The organism is candidate division KSB1 bacterium (assembly GCA_034506255.1).
Classification (GTDB): domain Bacteria; phylum Zhuqueibacterota; class Zhuqueibacteria; order Zhuqueibacterales; family Zhuqueibacteraceae; genus Coneutiohabitans; species Coneutiohabitans thermophilus.
This window is the reverse complement of the sequence record JAPDPX010000008.1, coordinates 58,074-74,517: the sequence shown is the minus strand read 5'-3', so window position 1 is coordinate 74,517 and position 16,444 is coordinate 58,074. Positions and strand designations below refer to the sequence as shown.

General features: G+C 62.1%; 12 protein-coding genes. 6 read left to right on the top strand and 6 right to left on the bottom strand.

The genetic code is table 11. The annotated features are described in order from the left end of the window. Positions 1 to 105: 105 nt before the first annotated feature. Both ONB52_16835 and ONB52_16830 read right to left on the bottom strand, forming a co-directional pair. Positions 106 to 1,137, bottom strand: coding sequence for an NAD-dependent epimerase/dehydratase family protein (locus ONB52_16835; GenBank protein MDZ7417802.1), 1,032 nt, complete (start codon positions 1,135 to 1,137; stop codon positions 106 to 108). Positions 1,138 to 1,281: 144 nt separating this feature from the next. Further along, positions 1,282 to 1,587, bottom strand: a complete 306-nt coding sequence (locus ONB52_16830) for a hypothetical protein (protein MDZ7417801.1) — start codon at positions 1,585 to 1,587, stop codon at positions 1,282 to 1,284. Positions 1,588 to 1,640: 53 nt separating this feature from the next. Here ONB52_16830 and ONB52_16825 point away from each other — a divergent pair, with 53 nt between their 5' ends. Further along, positions 1,641 to 3,098, top strand: a complete 1,458-nt coding sequence (locus tag ONB52_16825; protein ID MDZ7417800.1) for a PQQ-dependent sugar dehydrogenase — start codon at positions 1,641 to 1,643, stop codon at positions 3,096 to 3,098. Between the two features lie 129 nt (positions 3,099 to 3,227). On the opposite strand, the gene ONB52_16820 is transcribed toward ONB52_16825, so the two are convergent. After that, positions 3,228 to 4,079 (bottom strand): SDR family oxidoreductase, encoded by an 852-nt coding sequence (locus ONB52_16820; GenBank protein ID MDZ7417799.1) that lies wholly within the window; start codon positions 4,077 to 4,079, stop codon positions 3,228 to 3,230. A gap of 888 nt (positions 4,080 to 4,967) precedes the next feature. On the opposite strand from ONB52_16820, the gene ONB52_16815 reads away from it, so the two are divergent. The 5 genes from ONB52_16815 (at position 4,968) to ONB52_16795 (ending at position 13,660) form a co-directional block, all read left to right on the top strand. After that, entirely contained in the window at positions 4,968 to 6,005 is a 1,038-nt protein-coding gene (locus ONB52_16815; protein MDZ7417798.1) for a tetratricopeptide repeat protein, read from the top strand. Between the two features lie 14 nt (positions 6,006 to 6,019). Further along, complete coding sequence (locus ONB52_16810; protein ID MDZ7417797.1) at positions 6,020 to 7,297, top strand: tetratricopeptide repeat protein; 1,278 nt, start codon at positions 6,020 to 6,022, stop codon at positions 7,295 to 7,297. Between the two features lie 26 nt (positions 7,298 to 7,323). Continuing rightward, on the top strand, positions 7,324 to 8,478 hold the full coding sequence (locus tag ONB52_16805; protein MDZ7417796.1) for a hypothetical protein: 1,155 nt from the start codon (positions 7,324 to 7,326) through the stop codon (positions 8,476 to 8,478). Between the two features lie 237 nt (positions 8,479 to 8,715). Continuing rightward, positions 8,716 to 12,744 carry a hypothetical protein gene (locus ONB52_16800; protein ID MDZ7417795.1) on the top strand — a complete coding sequence of 1,343 codons (4,029 nt, stop codon included), beginning with the start codon at positions 8,716 to 8,718 and terminating at the stop codon, positions 12,742 to 12,744. A 25-nt stretch (positions 12,745 to 12,769) separates the two neighbouring features. Further along, positions 12,770 to 13,660: a hypothetical protein gene (locus ONB52_16795; GenBank protein MDZ7417794.1), complete on the top strand. Its 891-nt coding sequence runs from the start codon at positions 12,770 to 12,772 to the stop codon at positions 13,658 to 13,660. 170 nt (positions 13,661 to 13,830) lie between these two features. Here ONB52_16795 and malQ read toward each other — a convergent pair whose 3' ends face one another. The 3 genes from malQ to ONB52_16780 are packed head-to-tail and all read right to left on the bottom strand — an operon-like array spanning position 13,831 to position 16,356. After that, entirely contained in the window at positions 13,831 to 15,345 is a 1,515-nt protein-coding gene (gene malQ, locus ONB52_16790; GenBank protein ID MDZ7417793.1) for a 4-alpha-glucanotransferase, read from the bottom strand. 4 nt (positions 15,346 to 15,349) lie between these two features. Then, a complete protein-coding gene (locus ONB52_16785) occupies positions 15,350 to 15,697 on the bottom strand; it encodes a DUF3307 domain-containing protein (GenBank protein MDZ7417792.1) in 348 nt (115 codons plus the stop codon). Between the two features lie 47 nt (positions 15,698 to 15,744). Then, positions 15,745 to 16,356 (bottom strand): DUF5706 domain-containing protein, encoded by a 612-nt coding sequence (locus tag ONB52_16780; protein ID MDZ7417791.1) that lies wholly within the window; start codon positions 16,354 to 16,356, stop codon positions 15,745 to 15,747. Between the last annotated feature and the right edge of the window lie 88 nt (positions 16,357 to 16,444).

Sequence of the window (16,444 nt, the reverse complement as noted above, 5' to 3'; positions counted from 1 at the left end):
CATGAGGATCGTGTCCGGCAAAAGCCGGCGACACCGCCACCGCCGTGGCAAGCAATGGCCGGCAAGCTGACATGATTTCGTTGCCTGTCAAGCCGGTGCCGGGGCTCAGTGGCGGTAGCGCTCCCGGATGCCCGGAATCAAATATTCGCTGAAGGCGCGTTCCTCATCATAAGCAGGCGTCCAGCCCCAGTCGCGACGCGCGGCGGAGTCGTCCACGTCCTCCGGCCAGGAATCGACGATGGCCTGGCGCTTGTCATCGGGAAGGAAATCGATCTGCGCGTTTTTGAACTCGCGCAACACCCGCTGACGGATTTCGCCGGCACTCGGGTTGAAGCTGCCGACGTTGTAGACCGTCTGCGTCAGGCTGTCACGCGGCGCCGCCTCCAGCCGCAGCAGCGCGGTGATGGCATCCGGCATGGCCATGAAGGGAATGCGGACATCTTCGCGCACGAAGCAGGCGTAGCGCTTGTTCTGCGCTGCCGCGTGCAGCATCTCGGGCGCATAGTCGCTGGTGCCGCCGCTGGGCACGGTGACCGCGCTGATCAGGCCGGGGAAACGCAGCGCGCGAAAGTCGATGCCGCCGCTGAGCGTGTCGGCGGCGAGCTGGCGGTAGTGGCGGGCATAATAGCGGCCGAGATGCTCGCAGTAGAGTTTGTTGCAGCCGTACATCGTCGTCGGCAGGGTCCATTCGTGTTCCTTCACCCTGCCCGCGGCTTTCTTCACGGCCGGGCTGGGCAGGCCGTAGACCGCGATCGAACTCGGAAACATGAACTTGACCACCCGGCCGTGCCAGCGCGATTGTTCGATCGCCAGCTTGAGCAAGTTGAGGGTGCCCTCCACGTTGACGCGATGCGCCGCTTCCGGCGTGAATTCCGCGCGCGTGGACAGCAGGGCCGCAAGATGATAGACACAATGAATTTCAAACTCACTTTGCAGGCGCTCCAGCAGGCGCGCCTCCAAAATGTCGCCGGTGATACTGGCGCTGCACAGCCGTTTCAAATTCTCATCGAGCGGATGCACATCGAGCGCGATGAGATGATGCGTGCCGAGCTCTGCCAGGCGCCCCAGCAGGCCGTGGCCCATTTCGCCATTGGCACCGGTCACCAAAATGCCCGGTTTGCGAATGTGTTTGGTCATGGAGCTGTTCTCCAGCAAAGTTCCACCTCGAACCGACAAATGAAAAATCATGCACACGCAGGCGAAAAGCCCGCGCACTCTTAGTCCCTCGGTAACGTGTGGAGCGGCGCAAGCATCCTGCCGCAGACACGAGGTCCAATGTCATCAATTTTTCAACCTGAATTTTGCACCCAGATTGATGCTCTCCACGGGAAACGCCGGTTTGATCGCGGCGCCCAACCAGCCCAAGGGTGGAGCAGAAAAATTTTGAAAATTTTTTCCGTGGGATTTCGCTTTCGTGGGCGAAATATTCTCACGAAAACGCTTTTTCCGTACGACTTCATTTCCATGGGAGGAAAACTTGCCCGTCTTAAAATAGCCATTAAATGGGAAGAAACCAAATGAGGCATGGCCCTGTGGCCGGTCTTTTGCTTGTAAAATCTGCTGCCCGGCTTTATATTGCCGCCACATTTGCCGGCTTGTCTTTCACTCCCTGCTTTGAACATGCGAAAGGAGCAAGACTTATGAAACCAGGATGCACTCTGGCCGTCGGCTGCCTCCTGCTGGGGTTGGCGCCTCCCTTGTGGGCACAATACGAATTGGAAATCGCCTTTCCCAACCTGATTTTCACCCGGCCGGTCGATCTGCAACATGCCGGCGATGGCAGCAACCGGCTGTTCGTGGTCGAGCAAGCCGGCGTCATTCGCGTGTTTCCCCACACCCCCGGCGTTGCCGCCGCCGACACCTTTCTCGATATTCGCGGCCGGGTCAATGACAGCGGCAACGAAGAGGGGCTGCTCGGTCTGGCGTTTCATCCCAACTACGAGAGCAACGGCTTTTTCTATGTGAACTACACCGCCGCCAATCCCCGCCGCACGGTGATCGCGCGCTACCGTGTCAGCGCCGGCAATCCCAACCGTGCCGAGGCCGCCAGTGAATTCATCCTGCTCACCATCAACCAGCCCTATGAAAATCACAACGGCGGACAGCTCGCCTTCGGGCCACATGATGGTTACCTCTACATCGGCATGGGCGATGGCGGCTCGGGCGGGGATCCGCAAAACAACGGCCAGGATCGTCGCACCCTGCTCGGCGACCTGCTGCGCATCGACGTCGACAATCCCTCCGGCGGCCGCAACTACGGCATTCCGGCGGACAATCCCTTCGTCGGCAACACCAGCGGCTATCGCGAGGAAATTTTCGCCTGGGGCTTCCGCAATCCCTGGCGTTTCAGCTTTGACCCCCAAACCGGCTGGCTCTGGCTGGCAGACGTCGGGCAAAACAGCCGCGAAGAGATCGACATTGTGGAAAAAGGCAAAAACTACGGCTGGCGCATCATGGAGGGCAAAAATTGCTATGACCCGCCCTCGGGTTGCAATCAAAGCGGGCTGGCGCTGCCGATTTGGGATTACGGCCGCAGCAGTGGTGCGTCGGTGACCGGCGGCTATGTCTATCGCGGCACGCGCGTCGCGCCGCTGGTTGGCGCCTATATCTACGGCGATTTCGTCTCCGGTCGTATTTGGGCGCTGCGTTACGACGGCGTGAACCCGCCCAACAATTCCCTGTTGATTGATACCAATCTCAACATTGCCTCGTTTGGCGTGGATCAGAACAATGAACTGTATCTCTGCGCCTTCGACGGCCGGCTCTACCGCTTCAAGGCCATTCCCGTCACCGCGGTTGCGGCTGCGCCTCTGCCCGCGCAGGCGCGGTTGGCGCAGAATTATCCCAATCCCTTCAATCCCGCCACCACCATCCGCTACACCCTGGCGCAACCCGCCATGGTGGTGTTGGACATTTACAACCTCGCCGGCGAACGCATCAAACGGCTGGTGCAGGCGCAGCAGGACGCGGGCGAGCATGAAGTGGTGTGGCATGGTTCGGATGAAGCGGGCCGGCGCCAGGCCGGCGGCGTTTACTTCTACCGGCTGCAAATCGGCGACGGTTATGTCGAAACGCGACGCATGACCTTCCTGAAATAGTGAAGTCCGACTTGGGCAAGGCGAATCTGCCCAAGTCGGACTTCGCCAACCTTCGAGCAAATGCAAACCCGCCCGAGCGCTGCGGCACCGGACGCCCGGGCGGTTCATAAATTTCTGGACGGACACTAATCACTTGCCGCGCATCATCGCCAGCAGGCGCTTGAATTGCTCCCGGTCCTGCTGAATGAACTGTGAAAACTGCCCCGCACCGGCGAGCGCCTCGCCGCCGTCGATGGTTACCACCTCGCCGGTGATGAAATCCACGCCCTCCGCCACCAGAAACACCGCCAAATTCGCCAGTTCCTGATGCTCGCCGAATCTGCCGGCAGGAATGCGCTGCCGCGCCTGCTCTGCGATTTCTTTGGTGGGCAACAGCCGCTGCCACGCGCCTTCGGTGGGAAACGGCCCGGGCGCGATGGCATTCAGGCGGATGCCGTATGCCGCCCATTCCACTGCCAGCGAGCGGGTCATCGCCAGCACGCCGGCCTTGGCGCACGCCGAGGGCACGACGAACGCCGAGCCGTTCCAGGCGTAGGTGGTGACGATGTTGAGAATGCTGCCGCGGCGGTGCGCGGCGATCCATTTTTTTCCCAGCACCTGCGTGCAATTGAAGGTGCCGTAAAGTACGATTTTGACCACGGCATCAAAGCCGCCCGGCGACAGATCTTCGGTGGCGGCGAGGAAATTGCCGGCGGCATTGTTCACCAGAATGTCCGGCAGGCCGTGCTGTGCCACCAGGGTGTCGATGGCGGTCACCACCGCCTGATAATCGCGCACGTCGCAGACGAAGGTGATGGCTTCCCGGCCGTTGCCGGCTTGTTGGATTTCCTGCCCGGCCTTTGCGAGCCGGTCGGCGTTGCGGCCGCAGACTGCGATCGTCGCGCCCAGTTCCGCGAAGCGTTTGGCCATGCTCAGGCCCAGACCCGAGCCGCCGCCAGTGATCAGGGCGAATTTGTTCTGCAGCAGATGGGGATGGAACATGCGGTTTCCTCTCGAGTGAAAAAGCGATGAGCGTTGCGCGGATGTGAGGCTTTGACGGACAACGCAACATAGCCAACTTTCTCTGCAAAGTCAAACGCCGCCCGCCTGTGCACTTTTTTGGGATCAGGCTGCTGCGAGGGCAGGGTCCTGCATCAAAAGCCAGGGTCATTGCGGAGAAACCGTCGCCTTCCCTCGCCCGCGAAAATACACCCCCCGAAAAAGCTTTTCTTCCGTGGGATTTCGCTTTCGTGGGCGAGACATTTTCCCGCTTTTTGTGAGACTTCTTTTTCGATTTTTGGGGTCTGATCCCGACGCCTCCTCTGCCGTGCCGCCGGGGCTGAAGTGGTTTACTCCCCCCGCATAATGCCTGAGTTACGGGTGAAGGCGCCATGCCGACATCTTTTCGGCAGGCAGGGCTGGCTGCGCTACTCCACACGCTAGCGAGAGCTTGTTCCCCCGCCGAGAATGCGGTTGCTTTTCTCTGAAAAATGTTTAGAGTAATTGCGTCACGGACGAATGCCTTTGCCGTGCCCGGTGATTCCTGCCGGTCATCCGATCGGGCGCAAGGCAACGCACACCATGCACTTGCCCCCTGGCACAGCGCAGCAGGGTTGCAACGACAGCGGCGCTACTCCATTTTCAGCCGATGGGAAGCGCCGGCACACTCCCCTGATTTGGCAGCCCGGCAAGCTCGCCGTTCCTTCCCTGGTGGCATATGCTTTGCCCTCGATCTCGCATGATTCAGGCCACTGCAGTCACCGTTTCGAAAGTTTGATAATTGATTACCAATGCGTTATTCCGGTCCGGTTGTTCCACGGAGGAACACCGGAACTGTCTCAGCCGGTTGCAGGTGCCTCCCGGCAAGACAAATTCCAGGGAGTTGATGCCATGAAGTATTTCTTTGTTCACTCGTTTGGCCGCGGGTTTCTGCTGATGATGCTGGTGGCGCTGCCGGTGCTGGCCGCGGAGAATCAGGAGTTGGAGCGGGCCAAGGCGCATTTTCGCGCCGGCCGCATCGAGGAGGCCATCACCCTGCTGGAGACCTTGCTCGCGACTTCCACGCTGTCGCTGTCGGATCGCGTCGAGGCATGGGAGTTCCTGGCTTTCTGCAACGTGGCGAAACAAAACGAAGCGCGGGTGCAAACCAGTTTTGCGGAGATTCTAAAACTCGATGCCACCTACGAGCCGCGCGATTCCTATTTGAGCCATCCGGCGGTGATGCGGAGCTGGCTGACGGCGCGGAAGCAGGTGCTGGGCAATTACTGGCAAATGACCGATGCCGGCATCAAAACGCTGGCGATTCTGGATTTCGACAACAACTCGCTGAGCGAGGCCGACAAGGTGGCCAATCTCGGCAAGGGGCTGGCGGACCTTTTGATCACGAATCTCGCGACGCTCACCAAGCTCAAGGTGGTGGAGCGCGAGCGCATTCAGTTCATTCTCGAGGAAATTCAGCGCAGCGAGGCCACGGTGCAGGGCCAGCCGCTGGTCAACCCCGACTTTGCGGTGCGTGTCGGCAAGCTGCTGGGCGCGCAATCGGTGTTGATCGGCAGCTTCATGAAGCTCGAGAAGAAACTGCGCATCGACGTGCGGCTGGTGAAGACCGAGACCAGTGAGATCATCAAGACCGATTTTGTCGAGGGCCCGCCCGACGAGGTGCTGGATCTTGCCAAGAAGCTGGCCCTGAAGGTGAGCGAAAACCTGGATGTTGCCGTGAACAAGGTTGAAGAGGAGAACCTCGAGCGGTTGCGGCACAAGGAGATACCGCTGGAGGCCGCCATGGCGTATTCCGAGGCGCTCAACATGCTGGATCAGGGGCGCTACCAGGAGGCGCAGGCCATGCTCACCAAAACATTGAAGCTGGCGCCATCCTTCAAGATGGCGAGAGAGAAACTGAGCCTGTTGCAGACCTTCCAAAAAAGCTAGGCGGAGTGAGGGCTTTGAAAATTATTCCGGGCAGGCTCGGCGGGCCGGCAGTGGTGTGGTTGCTGGCGGCGGTTCAACTCGGCTGTGGCGATGCGCATTTGCGCAAGGGCCGGGCGGCATTCAACCGCGGCGACTTCGAACACGCAGCGCAGGCCCTGCTGGCCGCGGCACAGAACAATCCGCGCGACGCCGCACGCTTTCGCGAGCTGGGCGTGGCGTATTTTCACCTGCGTGATTTTGAGCGGGCACTGGCGGCGCTGGAGCGCGCCCGCCGGCTGCAGCCGGCGGACGGTCGCACGCTTTTTTTCATCGGCTATGTTCACGAGCAGCAGGGCAGATATGCCGAGGCGCTGGCGGCTTATGGTGCCTACCGGCCGCGGCCGCTGTTCGATCCTCTCGGCCGGCAGGTGCAGGCCCGCATGAGCCGGCTGGCCCTGCAGCTCGCCGAGCAGGAGATTCAGAAGGCTCTGCAGGAGGAACAGTCGCGCACGCTGACGCGGCCGGCGGCCAACACCGTGGCCGTGCTTTATTTCCGCAATGTTTCCGAGCGCGCGGAATGGAATCCGCTGCTCAAGGGTCTGGCCGCCATGCTCACCACGGATTTGGGCAAGGTCAACAAACTGCGCCTGGTGGAACGCACCAAGTTGGAGGTGCTGCTCCATGAGATTTCCGCCACGCCGGCGCAGTTGTATGATGGTTTCACCGCGCCACGCGCCGGCCGCATTCTGGGCGCCGAGCGCGTGGTGATCGGCGGCGCCACGGCGTTGGGCACTTCCAGTCTGCAGTTGGATGCCGGCATCATCCAATCCGCCACCAGCGAGCTGGTGGCCAAAACCGTGCGTGTCAGCGGCCGTTTGAGTGACATTCTGCAGCTCGAAAAGCAACTCGCCTTCGCGCTGATTCAGCAGCTCGGCATCAAGCTGAGTGTGAGTGAGCGCGACGCCATCCAGAAACTTCCCACCGAAAGCACGCTCGCCTTTGTGGCCTTCTGCCGCGGTTTGGACTTCGCCGACAGCCTGAAAATTCCGCAGGCGCAGGCCGCCTTCAGCGAGGCCCTGCGTCTGGACCCCGGTTTCCAGGCAGCGCGGCAGCAGTTGGAGGCCCTCACGACACCGATGGCGGGTGAGACGGAACTGCTGACGCTGGCACAGCTCGATCCGGCGGAGGCGCTGCAGCAGCGCCATCTGGAGGCCACCACCGCGACGCTGCAGGAGCCGCCGGTGTTCGTCGCGCCGCTGATTCCGCCCGCCAGCAGCGGCCGGATCGTGGTGAGCGGCAAAATTCCAAATTGAGGACAGAAACCCTGGCTGAATCAGGCATGAAAGCAACGCGCCCGCACACTCGAATTTTTCGCGGCAGTGCCGGTCTGCTCCTGCTGCTCGCCGCCGGGCTGCATGGTCAGCCGCGCTTCGAATATGCCGCCGATTTTTTTTCCTTCACACAAAGTGCCACCTTCATGTCGTGGGAATTGCAATCCGGCGGGCAGCGGCAGCGGATTCAGCAGACTTATCTGCCCGCGACGCTCAGCGTGCCGGTCGGCCCGCGCACGACTTTGATGCTGGGGACGGCGGGCGGCTTTTCCCGCGCCGAGCTGGTGGCCAGCAACACCTGCAACGGCATGAGTGACGTGCGCCTGCGGTTGTCGCAAAGCCTGGGCGGCAGCCGCTGGTTTCTCGGCGCGGGCGTGAATCTGCCCGCCGGCAAAAACAAGCTCGATGACAGGGAAAACGCCGTGATCAATGCTTTGAGCGAGAACGTGCTGGGCTTCCCGCTGCAGCGTTACGGCGCCGGCTTCGATCTTGAACTGTCGCTGGCGCATGCCTGGAATGTCAGCGACCAGCTCGGCCTGGGGTTGGGCGCCACCTGGGTGAGACCCGGTGCCTTCGAATTTCGCAAAGCGAGCAGCACGCGCTACCAACCGGGCGATCGTTGCGTCATCACCATGCTTCTCAACCGCCTGGACCCGGTGCTGGAATGGCGTGTGCGCCTGCTCGGCCAGTATTTTGCTTTCGACAAGCTCGACGGACGGCGTTTCTTTCGCCAGGGCTGGCAGCTCGAACCGGGCGTGAGCCTCGAGTGGCGGTTCGCGCCACAGTGGCGCGGCCAGCTCTCCCTCACCCACATCTGGAAGGACAGGAACGAGGTGCGCGCAGCAGTGACAGCGGGCCTGCCACCCGAGCATTACTACATCGACAACAACAGCTATGCCCGGCTGGTTTTTCTGCACGATTTCTCGCGGCGCACGCAAGCCGGCGGGTATTTGCATTTCAATCATTTCGGCACCAGCACGGTGCAGCAACTCAACCGCGCCGGCATCGCCCGCCTGGGCCTGCAATTCGCCGCCAAGCTGTCGGAGCATCTCCTGCTCGGCGGCAGCGCGGATTACGCCAGCGGCAGCGCGGAAAACAGCCAGGGCGGCAACCTCAACCTGAGTGGTTACGGCCTGGGCCTCTGGGTGAAAACGCAGTTTTAAACAGCAGCCGCGCGAAAATGATGCGACCCGGGCCGGGCTCGAAAGCTTTGAGCACCGCGGCAACTTTAAGGTCCTTGACGCAACGATCGAGCTGTTGCCGGGGGATTTGGCTGCTGGGTGGCAGGCTGGGAAAGACACGAAAGCGCTGCTGCTGCGAGTGAACAGCGCCCGGCAATATTCTGCCGGCGCTGCGCGCTGGATTGTGATGTCATTCAAGTACCTCAAATGCAGAGACTGATGCGACGCACTCATCCCGAAATTGCTCCGCGGCCGGCGATCATCCGCCTGGGATTTTTGCTTTGGCTGGGCATGGTGCAGATGGTTCTGCCCCAGACCACAGAGCCGGACACGGCGGTGGCACTGCTGGCGGTCGATGAACAGCCGCGCAGCGATTCGGTCAGCTCGCCGGCGGTGGCCTTCGACCGGCGGGAATATGCCACCTTTGTCTGGCAGGCGCGTTTTCAGAAGCGCGAGGCGGTGCTGTTGCGGCAATTCGACGCCATCGGCCGGGCCCTGACAAACGGCATCGTCCCGGTGATTTTCTCCGATGACACCGTGGCCTTTGCCGGGCCCGACCTGGCCTTCACCCCCGGCGACTCGCTGTGGGTGGTGTGGGAGGAACGCTCGCGGATCAGCGGGAGCAGCGAGGTATTTGCGCAGGTTTTCAACCGCGATTTGAAACCGCTGAGCGGCAGGCTGACGCTGCGGGAAACTGCCCGAACGTGGGCGCGGCGGCCGCGCGTGGTGGTCGATGCCAAAGGCCGTGTGCTGGTCGCCTGGATCGAACGGCTTCTGCCGGGGCAGGGCTTGGCGACGCGCATTGTGGCAAGATATTTCGACAGCAGCGGCCGGCCGCTGAGCGACATCTTTCCGCTTTATGAAGACCAGGTCAGTCTGGCAAGCGGCGAGCAGCTCGATCTGGCCGCCTCCAGCAGCGGCCTGGTCGCAGCGACCTGGGAGATGATCAGCGAAAATCTCGAACAGATTTTTCTGTGTGTCTTCGAGGATGCCGGCAAATTGCGCGTGCCCGCCACGCTGATCGCACAGCGCAATGTTGGCCACCCCAGCCTGACCTTTCTCTCCGCGCAGGAAATTTTGGTGCAGTGGCAGGAGGCCGCCTCCGGTAGCCGGCTGGTCGCGCAACGCTTCGATTTGCAGGGCCGGCCCCTGGCCCCCGTGTTTGCCATCACTGCCGGCTCGGCCGGGGAAATCAAACCCTCGCCCGCCACGGTGCTGGCGCTGAGTGACACCACCTTCGCGTCGCTGTGGTCGGAGCTGAACACCACCGCAAAGGAATTTCATCTCATCCAGAGCCAGATTTTCGACCGCTCGGGCAAGCCACTGAGCGGGGTCCGCCTGCTGGGGCGCACGCCCAATGATTCCACGCGCATGATGATCGAGGTGGCGGCGGCCCGCTCGCCTTACGGCAATTTTGCCATGGTGTATGACGGCAATGACCGCGATCCCAAATCAGATTTTCCGCGGGTGGCCGGCCTCATCACCCAGTTTGTCCTGCCGGATCTGAGCGCCGACAGTTTGCAGGTGGTGAATGTCGAGCCCACGCGCGCCGATTCGGTGAGGGCGCGCTTCCTCATCCGGAACAATGGCCGCGCGCCGGCAGCCAACTCCTCGGTGGTGGCGCGCGTGCTCAGCCAGCGCACGCTGCAAATCGTTGCCGTCGTGCCCGTGCCCATACCCCTGTTGTTGCCCGGGGAGAGCCGCGCCTTTCGGGTCAATCTCGGCACCTTCGAGCCGGGCCTGTATTTCTTTGGGATGATTGTCGATCAGGCGCGCGAAATCCCGGAAGCGAAGGAAGACAACAACATTCCCTCGCCGATCAGTTTCACCGTGCTGGAGGCGCCCACGCTGGTGGTCTCCAGCACCGGTCTGCAATTCACCGCAATCGTCGATCAAAGTGATCCCGTGCCGCCGCAGGTTTTCAACATTCGCAACGGCGGCAGCGGGATTTTGAGTTGGCGCCTGACCGCCGATCAACCCTGGCTGCGCGCCAGCCCGCAAAGCGGCCTGATCACCAGCCAAACCGAACAAGTGGCGGTGAGTGTGAATGTGGCGGGACTGGCTGCCGGCACACATCTCGGCGCCCTCACCCTCACCTCCAATGGCGGCACCGCCACCGTGCTGGTGACGCTCATCATCCGGCCGGCAGAGCCCCGGCTCGCGCTCGAACCGGCGGTGTTGCGTTTTGCCGCCACGCAGGGCAGCCCCGATCCGCCGGCGCAGAATCTGACCATCAGCAATACCGGCAACAGCGTGCTGCGCTGGCAGGTGCGGAGCAACCGGCCCTGGATCACAGTGTTTCCCGACAGCGGTTCGACCACGCAGCAGACCGATCAAGTGGCCGTGCGCGTGACGACTGCCAACCTCGGCGCCGGCAGCTACGAGGGCAGCCTGATGATCAGCTCCAATGGCGGGGAGGCCGTGGTCACGATCACACTGGAGGTCAGCCCGCTGCCAGCGGCCCTGCGCGTCATCCCCACCAATTTGAACTTCACTGCCACCGAGGGTTTGGTGAACCCGCCGGCGCAGCCGGTGCTGATCAGCAACACCGGCGGCGGCACGTTGAACTGGAGCGTGAGCGAAAACTTTGTCTGGCTGTCGGTCTGGCCGGCCTCCGGCACCACCAGCAGCGAGGTAGATACCGTCTGGGTGGCGGCGAGCATCTCGACCGTGCGCGCCGGCAGTTACTCCGGTTTCTTCAGCATCGAATCCAACGGCGGCACGCAAGTGGTGAGCATCAGCTTTTTGGTCAATCCACAGCCGCCGGTGCTCGCGGTTGATCCCCCGAGCCTGTCCTTCACCGCCCTGCCGCTCGGTCCCAATCCTGCGCCGCAGCGCTTGATCATCCGCAATGCGGGTGGCAGCTCGTTGAACTGGTTCGCGACGGTGGATCAAAGCTGGCTGCAGGTATCCCCTACGGCCGGCGATACCCGCACCGAGTTGGATACGCTGACTGTTGCCGTGAATTTGACCGGCCTGATGCCAGGCACTTACAATGCCGTCATTCGCATTGCTTCCACCGCCGGCGATCTGCCCATCGGTGTCACCCTGGCGGTGCAGCGCTATCCTGATCTCCAGGCAGAGGTGGCCGGCGCCGTTTTGGAAGACTGCCGGGCGGCGGACTACAATTTCCGCACGGCGTTTACGGTGACCAATGCCGGCCCCGGCACCTCCACACCCACCACCGCCCGCCTGCTGCTCAACGGCGCGCTGCGCCAGACGGTCAATGTCCCTGGGCTGGAGTTGGGCGCGAATTTCAACGTTGCGTTTGCCCCTCTGTCGTTGCCGGAGGGCAACAATGAGCTTCTGTTCGAGGCGGGATCAGATTCGGCCGATGGCAACGCCGGCAACAATCGCGTACGGCTGCAGGAATGGGTGCCGCGCCGCGGCGACGCCAATCTCGACAGCCTGGTGGATTTGCGCGATCTCTTCTATCTCGTCGATGTCATCCTGCAGCGCCGCACCAGCGTGATCGACAAAAGCTGCTGGGCGGCCAATGCCGTGGTCGATGAACATCTCGATGTCGCCGATCTCATCGCCATTGTCGACCTTCTTCTGAATGAAACCGGCGGTGCGATGGGCCGCAGCGGCAAATTCGAATTGCAAGCCGAGCCGGTGTCTGCGACGCAGACCCGCCTGCGCTGGCATTCGCCGCAGCTTTTGCGTGCCTGGCAGGCCCGTTGCAAACTGGCGGGCGGCGGCCACGTGCCGGGCAGCCGCAGCGTGCGCTCCGGCGCCTGGGAGGTGCGCTGGCGCTTTGACAACGAGGAATTGAGCCTGCTGGTGATGCCGGTGCTCAACCGGGCCACGGCCGAACCGGGCGAAGCGGTGATCGATCTGCCCGTGGCACTGACGGTGGAATCTTTGCTTGCCGCCCGCGGCTTGAGTGTGAGCGGCGAGATGCTTGCGCTCGAGGCGCGCCTGAGCGGCGGCAGCACGGAGTTGCCCACGGAGTTGCCCAAAGTGTTCACCCTGATGGCGGGCTATCCCAATCCCTGGCAACCCGGCCGGCATCAGGCCCTGCACTGGCGCTATGACCTGCCCGCGGCCGCGCGGGTCGAAGCCAAAATCTACAATCTGCTCGGCCAGGAAGTATGGCGCTTCACGCCCGGCGTGCAAGCAGCCGGCCGCTATTCCCTGCGCTGGGAGGGCCGCAACACCAAAGGCCAAACCGTCGCCAGCGGCGCCTACTTTTTGGAGTTGATCGCGGGCGCCGAGCGCAGGCTGACGCGCTTTATCGTGCAGTAGGGAAAGGACGCAACCTTCGGGTAAAATGAAAATCACGCACCACATTCTTGGCGCTGCCGCAGCGGCACTGACGCTCTCCGCCTGCACTGCGCTGCCGCCCACAGCCTCCGCTCCCGCCACCCTCGCGCTGCAGCTCGAGTTCCGGCGGGGCACGCTGCACCCGGGTGAGTCGGCCGGTGGCTGGATGAAACCGCCGGCCGTGCAGCCAATCAACCGCATCGAGATTTATGTTTTGTTCGCCGCTGACACGCTGGCGCACGCCACCGCCCGCGTGGCACCGGGCGATTCGATTTTCAGTGCCGTGCTGGAAGTGACGCCCGGCGAAGAGCGGCGCCTGGTGGTGGAAGCCTGGTCGGATCAGGCGGAGGTGGAGAGCCTGCTGGAATACCGCGGCGTGCAGGCCGGTGTGCGCATCACCGCCGGCGTCGAACAGCAGGTGACTGTGACGCTGTATCCCGTGCCGGTTGCCGGCCGCCGCGTGGTGATGATTGCCGGCCGTGGCGCGGGCGCTGCCGGCTCCAGCCGCAACCAGGTGCCAATTTACCTGATCAGCGCCGACACCCTGCGCGGCCTGCAACTCGACCTCCATGCCCACATCCGCGGCAATTCCGAGAGCTTTGGTCTGCAGCCGCGCGGTTTGGTGAAAGACGGCACTCTACCGCTGCAAAACCTCGACAGCAACCTCATCACCAGCGCCGGCTCACCGGCGCTGCGGGTCGTGCTGTTCGATGACAGCGGCCGCAGCCTGCCACCGCTGCTGGAACCGCGGCATTTGTTCGATGTCGATTTTCAGGTCGAGGCCGGCGTCCCCCCCGGCACGCGCTATCGCGTGTGGCTGTCCGACTTCGTGGTGCGCGATTCCAACAATCGCGGTCTGGAAGTGTTGAGCGTGGAGGGTGAGTTTCTCGTGCGCTAGCGCGGTGAATTCCCTGCTGCTGTGATGCAATAAAGACGGGATTTCCACTTCTCATCCATCATGGATGCGCAAAGCCGGTGTGGCGGCGGGACCACGCCGGCTTTTTTGTTTCTGCGTTCCGCTTCGAGCCGTCTCCCGCGGATGATCCTGCCGGCAAATGGGCGCGGCCTTCACGCGCGGCCGGATTTCACCGTCAGCGCCCTGAACCGTTCGCGAAGCTGGGGGGTCAGCATCCCGGCGGTGAAGCGCCATTCCCAGTTGCCGGTGGTGGTGCCGGGCAGGTTCATGCGAGCCTCGGAACCCAGGCCGAGCAAATCCTGCAGGGGAATGATGGCGGCGCGGCAGGCGGATTTCATCGCCACCTCGATCAATTTCCAGTTGATCTCACTGTCGTCATTCTGAAAAAATTTCCGGACGGTGGCGCGTTCTGCGACGAATTCCTCCGGTTTTCTGCCGCCGGGATTCTGGAACCAGCCCAGGGTGGTGTCGTTGTCATGCGTGCCGGTGTAGATGACGGCGTTTTCCGGGAAGCCGTCGATCAGACCGCGCACCACCCGTTCATCATGCCCGAAGGCGAACTGCAGCACCTTCATGCCGGGAAAGCCGAACTGTTCGCGCAGCGCCTCCACTTCCGGGGTGATCACGCCCAAATCCTCCGCGATGATGGGAAGCTGGCCGAGCGCCTCCCGCACAGCGTTAAAGAAACGCGCCCCCGGGCCCTCCACCCATTTGCCGTTGACGGCGGTCTTCTCGCCGGCGGGAATTTCCCAGTGCTTTTCAAAGCCGCGAAAGTGATCGAGGCGGATGTAATCCACAAGCTGGAGGGTGGCGCGGAAGCGTGCGATCCACCAGGCATAGCCGGTTTCCGCCATGCGCTGCCAGCGATAAATCGGGTTGCCCCACAACTGGCCGGTGGCGCTGAAATAATCCGGCGGCACGCCCGCCACCACGGTGGGCTGGCCGCGGTCGTCGAGATGAAACAACTCGGGATGTGACCAGACATCGGCGCTGTCATGCGCGACAAAGATGGGAATATCGCCAATGATCCTGACGCCGTGCGCGCCGGCATACGCCTTCAACTCCCGCCATTGCTTGAAGAATTGGAATTGCAAAAACTTCTGGCAGAAAATTTCACCGGCCAGCTCGCGGCGCCAATGGCTCAGTGCCTTGCGCTGCCGGCGCACCAGTTCCGGCGGCCAGGTGGTCCACGGTCGCAGGGCATGCACTTCCTTCAGGGCCATGAACAGGGCGTAGTCTTCCAGCCAGGCGGCCTCACGTTCGCAAAATTCTTCGAAGACCTTTTTTTCAAAAGTGGAGGCCTGGGCCTGAAAAATGGCGGCGGCTTCGTGCAGCAACGGCAGCCGGTGCTGAATCACCCGGCCATAATCCACGCGCGCCGCCGGAAAGTCCGGCACGGCTTCGAGACGGGCCGGCGGCAACCACTCTTCATCCACCAGCCTTTCCAGACTGATCAGCAGCGGGTTCCCGGCAAAAGCCGAGAAGGATTGATAGGGGGAATTGGCGTAGCCGGTGGGCCCCAAGGGCAGCACCTGCCACAGGTGTTGTGACATCCCGGCCAGAGCATCAACAAAAGCATAAGCTGCGGCCCCGAGATCGCCGATGCCCAGACGGCCGGGCAGCGAGGTCGGATGCAGCAGCACACCGCTGGAGCGTGCAAAGATCACGTGGTCAGCCCAAGTATTTGATGGATAGATAATTGATGGTGAGATGGACGGTATTGTCGATGACGATGAGCAAAATCGTACTGATCTCCGGCGGCGGAGGCTGGGGGGTGGCCCCGCGCCACGACCACTGTTTGAAGCGCGTGATGTAGGCCGCGAGCCGGTAGCGGTCGATCACGACGTGGGTGACGAAGATGACGAGCAGCGCCCAACTGAAGCCGGTGATGAGGGTGAAGGGCAGGGAATAAACCAGTGCGTGCACAATGGCGGCCGTGAGACTCGAGAGCTTGGTGCGCGCCATCCAATCGGTTTGCAGCACATAATCCCCTATCAAATGGCAAATGAGTTGATCCATTCAGCACGCCTCGTGCTGGCTTGGCTGTTGCATGGCGGCCCCGCCCTTCACTCGACCGGAACTGAGGCGGTGATGGCCAGGCTGGTCAGCAGGATCACAAAGCTGATCACCAGGCCGGTCATGAACACCAGATAACTCATGCGAATGAAGCGATATTTGCGATCGCCCAGCACCTTGCCGAGGTTGTAGAGATCACGCGCCAGGGAGTCATAGACACGGCTGCGGTCATTGATCACTTTTTGCATCTCCTGCGCAAACACCGGATATTCCAACTGGCTGAAATAGCCGAAGAAAATGATGTTGAACCCTGGGCTTTGCGGGTCCGGCCTGGGTAGACGCGGGGGCAGGTTGGGCAGCGTGGCATAGACCGCCAGCAGAATGGTGGCCACGCAGGTCAACCCCATGCTGATAATGGCCGGCTGCAGAGTGGGATCGTTGAAATTCACCAGCGACAGGGAAAGGATCAACGCGCTCACGGTGATCAGCATGTTGGCCTTGTTGTCCGCCATGGCGCTCAATTGCAGGTGGGTGTTGAGCACGATGCGGAACAGGTTGTCCATCGCGCGATCAGCGTTCTTGGCCTTCAGGCGATCACGGGTCTTCTCTTTTTTCTTCTTTTTCGGGGTGAGATTGTCGCTCCCGTCAGGCGTGTCGATCATCAACCACCTTCTTTCGCAGTGCCGCAAGCTCAGCGCGTTGGACTGCCGCAGTTGGAACAAAACGCGAAGATAATGCGCAAAAAGCGGT

Excerpts from the sequence above, each read along its gene's own strand:
- ONB52_16835 (MDZ7417802.1), bottom strand. The coding sequence starts at position 1,137 with ATGACCAAACACATTCGCAAACCGGGCATTTTGGTGACCGGTGCCAAT.
- ONB52_16830 (MDZ7417801.1), bottom strand. The coding sequence starts at position 1,587 with ATGTGGCGGCAATATAAAGCCGGGCAGCAGATTTTACAAGCAAAAGAC.
- ONB52_16825 (MDZ7417800.1), top strand. The coding sequence starts at position 1,641 with ATGAAACCAGGATGCACTCTGGCCGTCGGCTGCCTCCTGCTGGGGTTG.
- ONB52_16820 (MDZ7417799.1), bottom strand. The coding sequence starts at position 4,079 with ATGTTCCATCCCCATCTGCTGCAGAACAAATTCGCCCTGATCACTGGC.
- ONB52_16815 (MDZ7417798.1), top strand. The coding sequence starts at position 4,968 with ATGAAGTATTTCTTTGTTCACTCGTTTGGCCGCGGGTTTCTGCTGATG.
- ONB52_16805 (MDZ7417796.1), top strand. The coding sequence starts at position 7,324 with ATGAAAGCAACGCGCCCGCACACTCGAATTTTTCGCGGCAGTGCCGGT.
- ONB52_16800 (MDZ7417795.1), top strand. The coding sequence starts at position 8,716 with ATGCGACGCACTCATCCCGAAATTGCTCCGCGGCCGGCGATCATCCGC.
- ONB52_16795 (MDZ7417794.1), top strand. The coding sequence starts at position 12,770 with ATGAAAATCACGCACCACATTCTTGGCGCTGCCGCAGCGGCACTGACG.
- ONB52_16785 (MDZ7417792.1), bottom strand. The coding sequence starts at position 15,697 with ATGGATCAACTCATTTGCCATTTGATAGGGGATTATGTGCTGCAAACC.
- ONB52_16780 (MDZ7417791.1), bottom strand. The coding sequence starts at position 16,356 with ATGATCGACACGCCTGACGGGAGCGACAATCTCACCCCGAAAAAGAAG.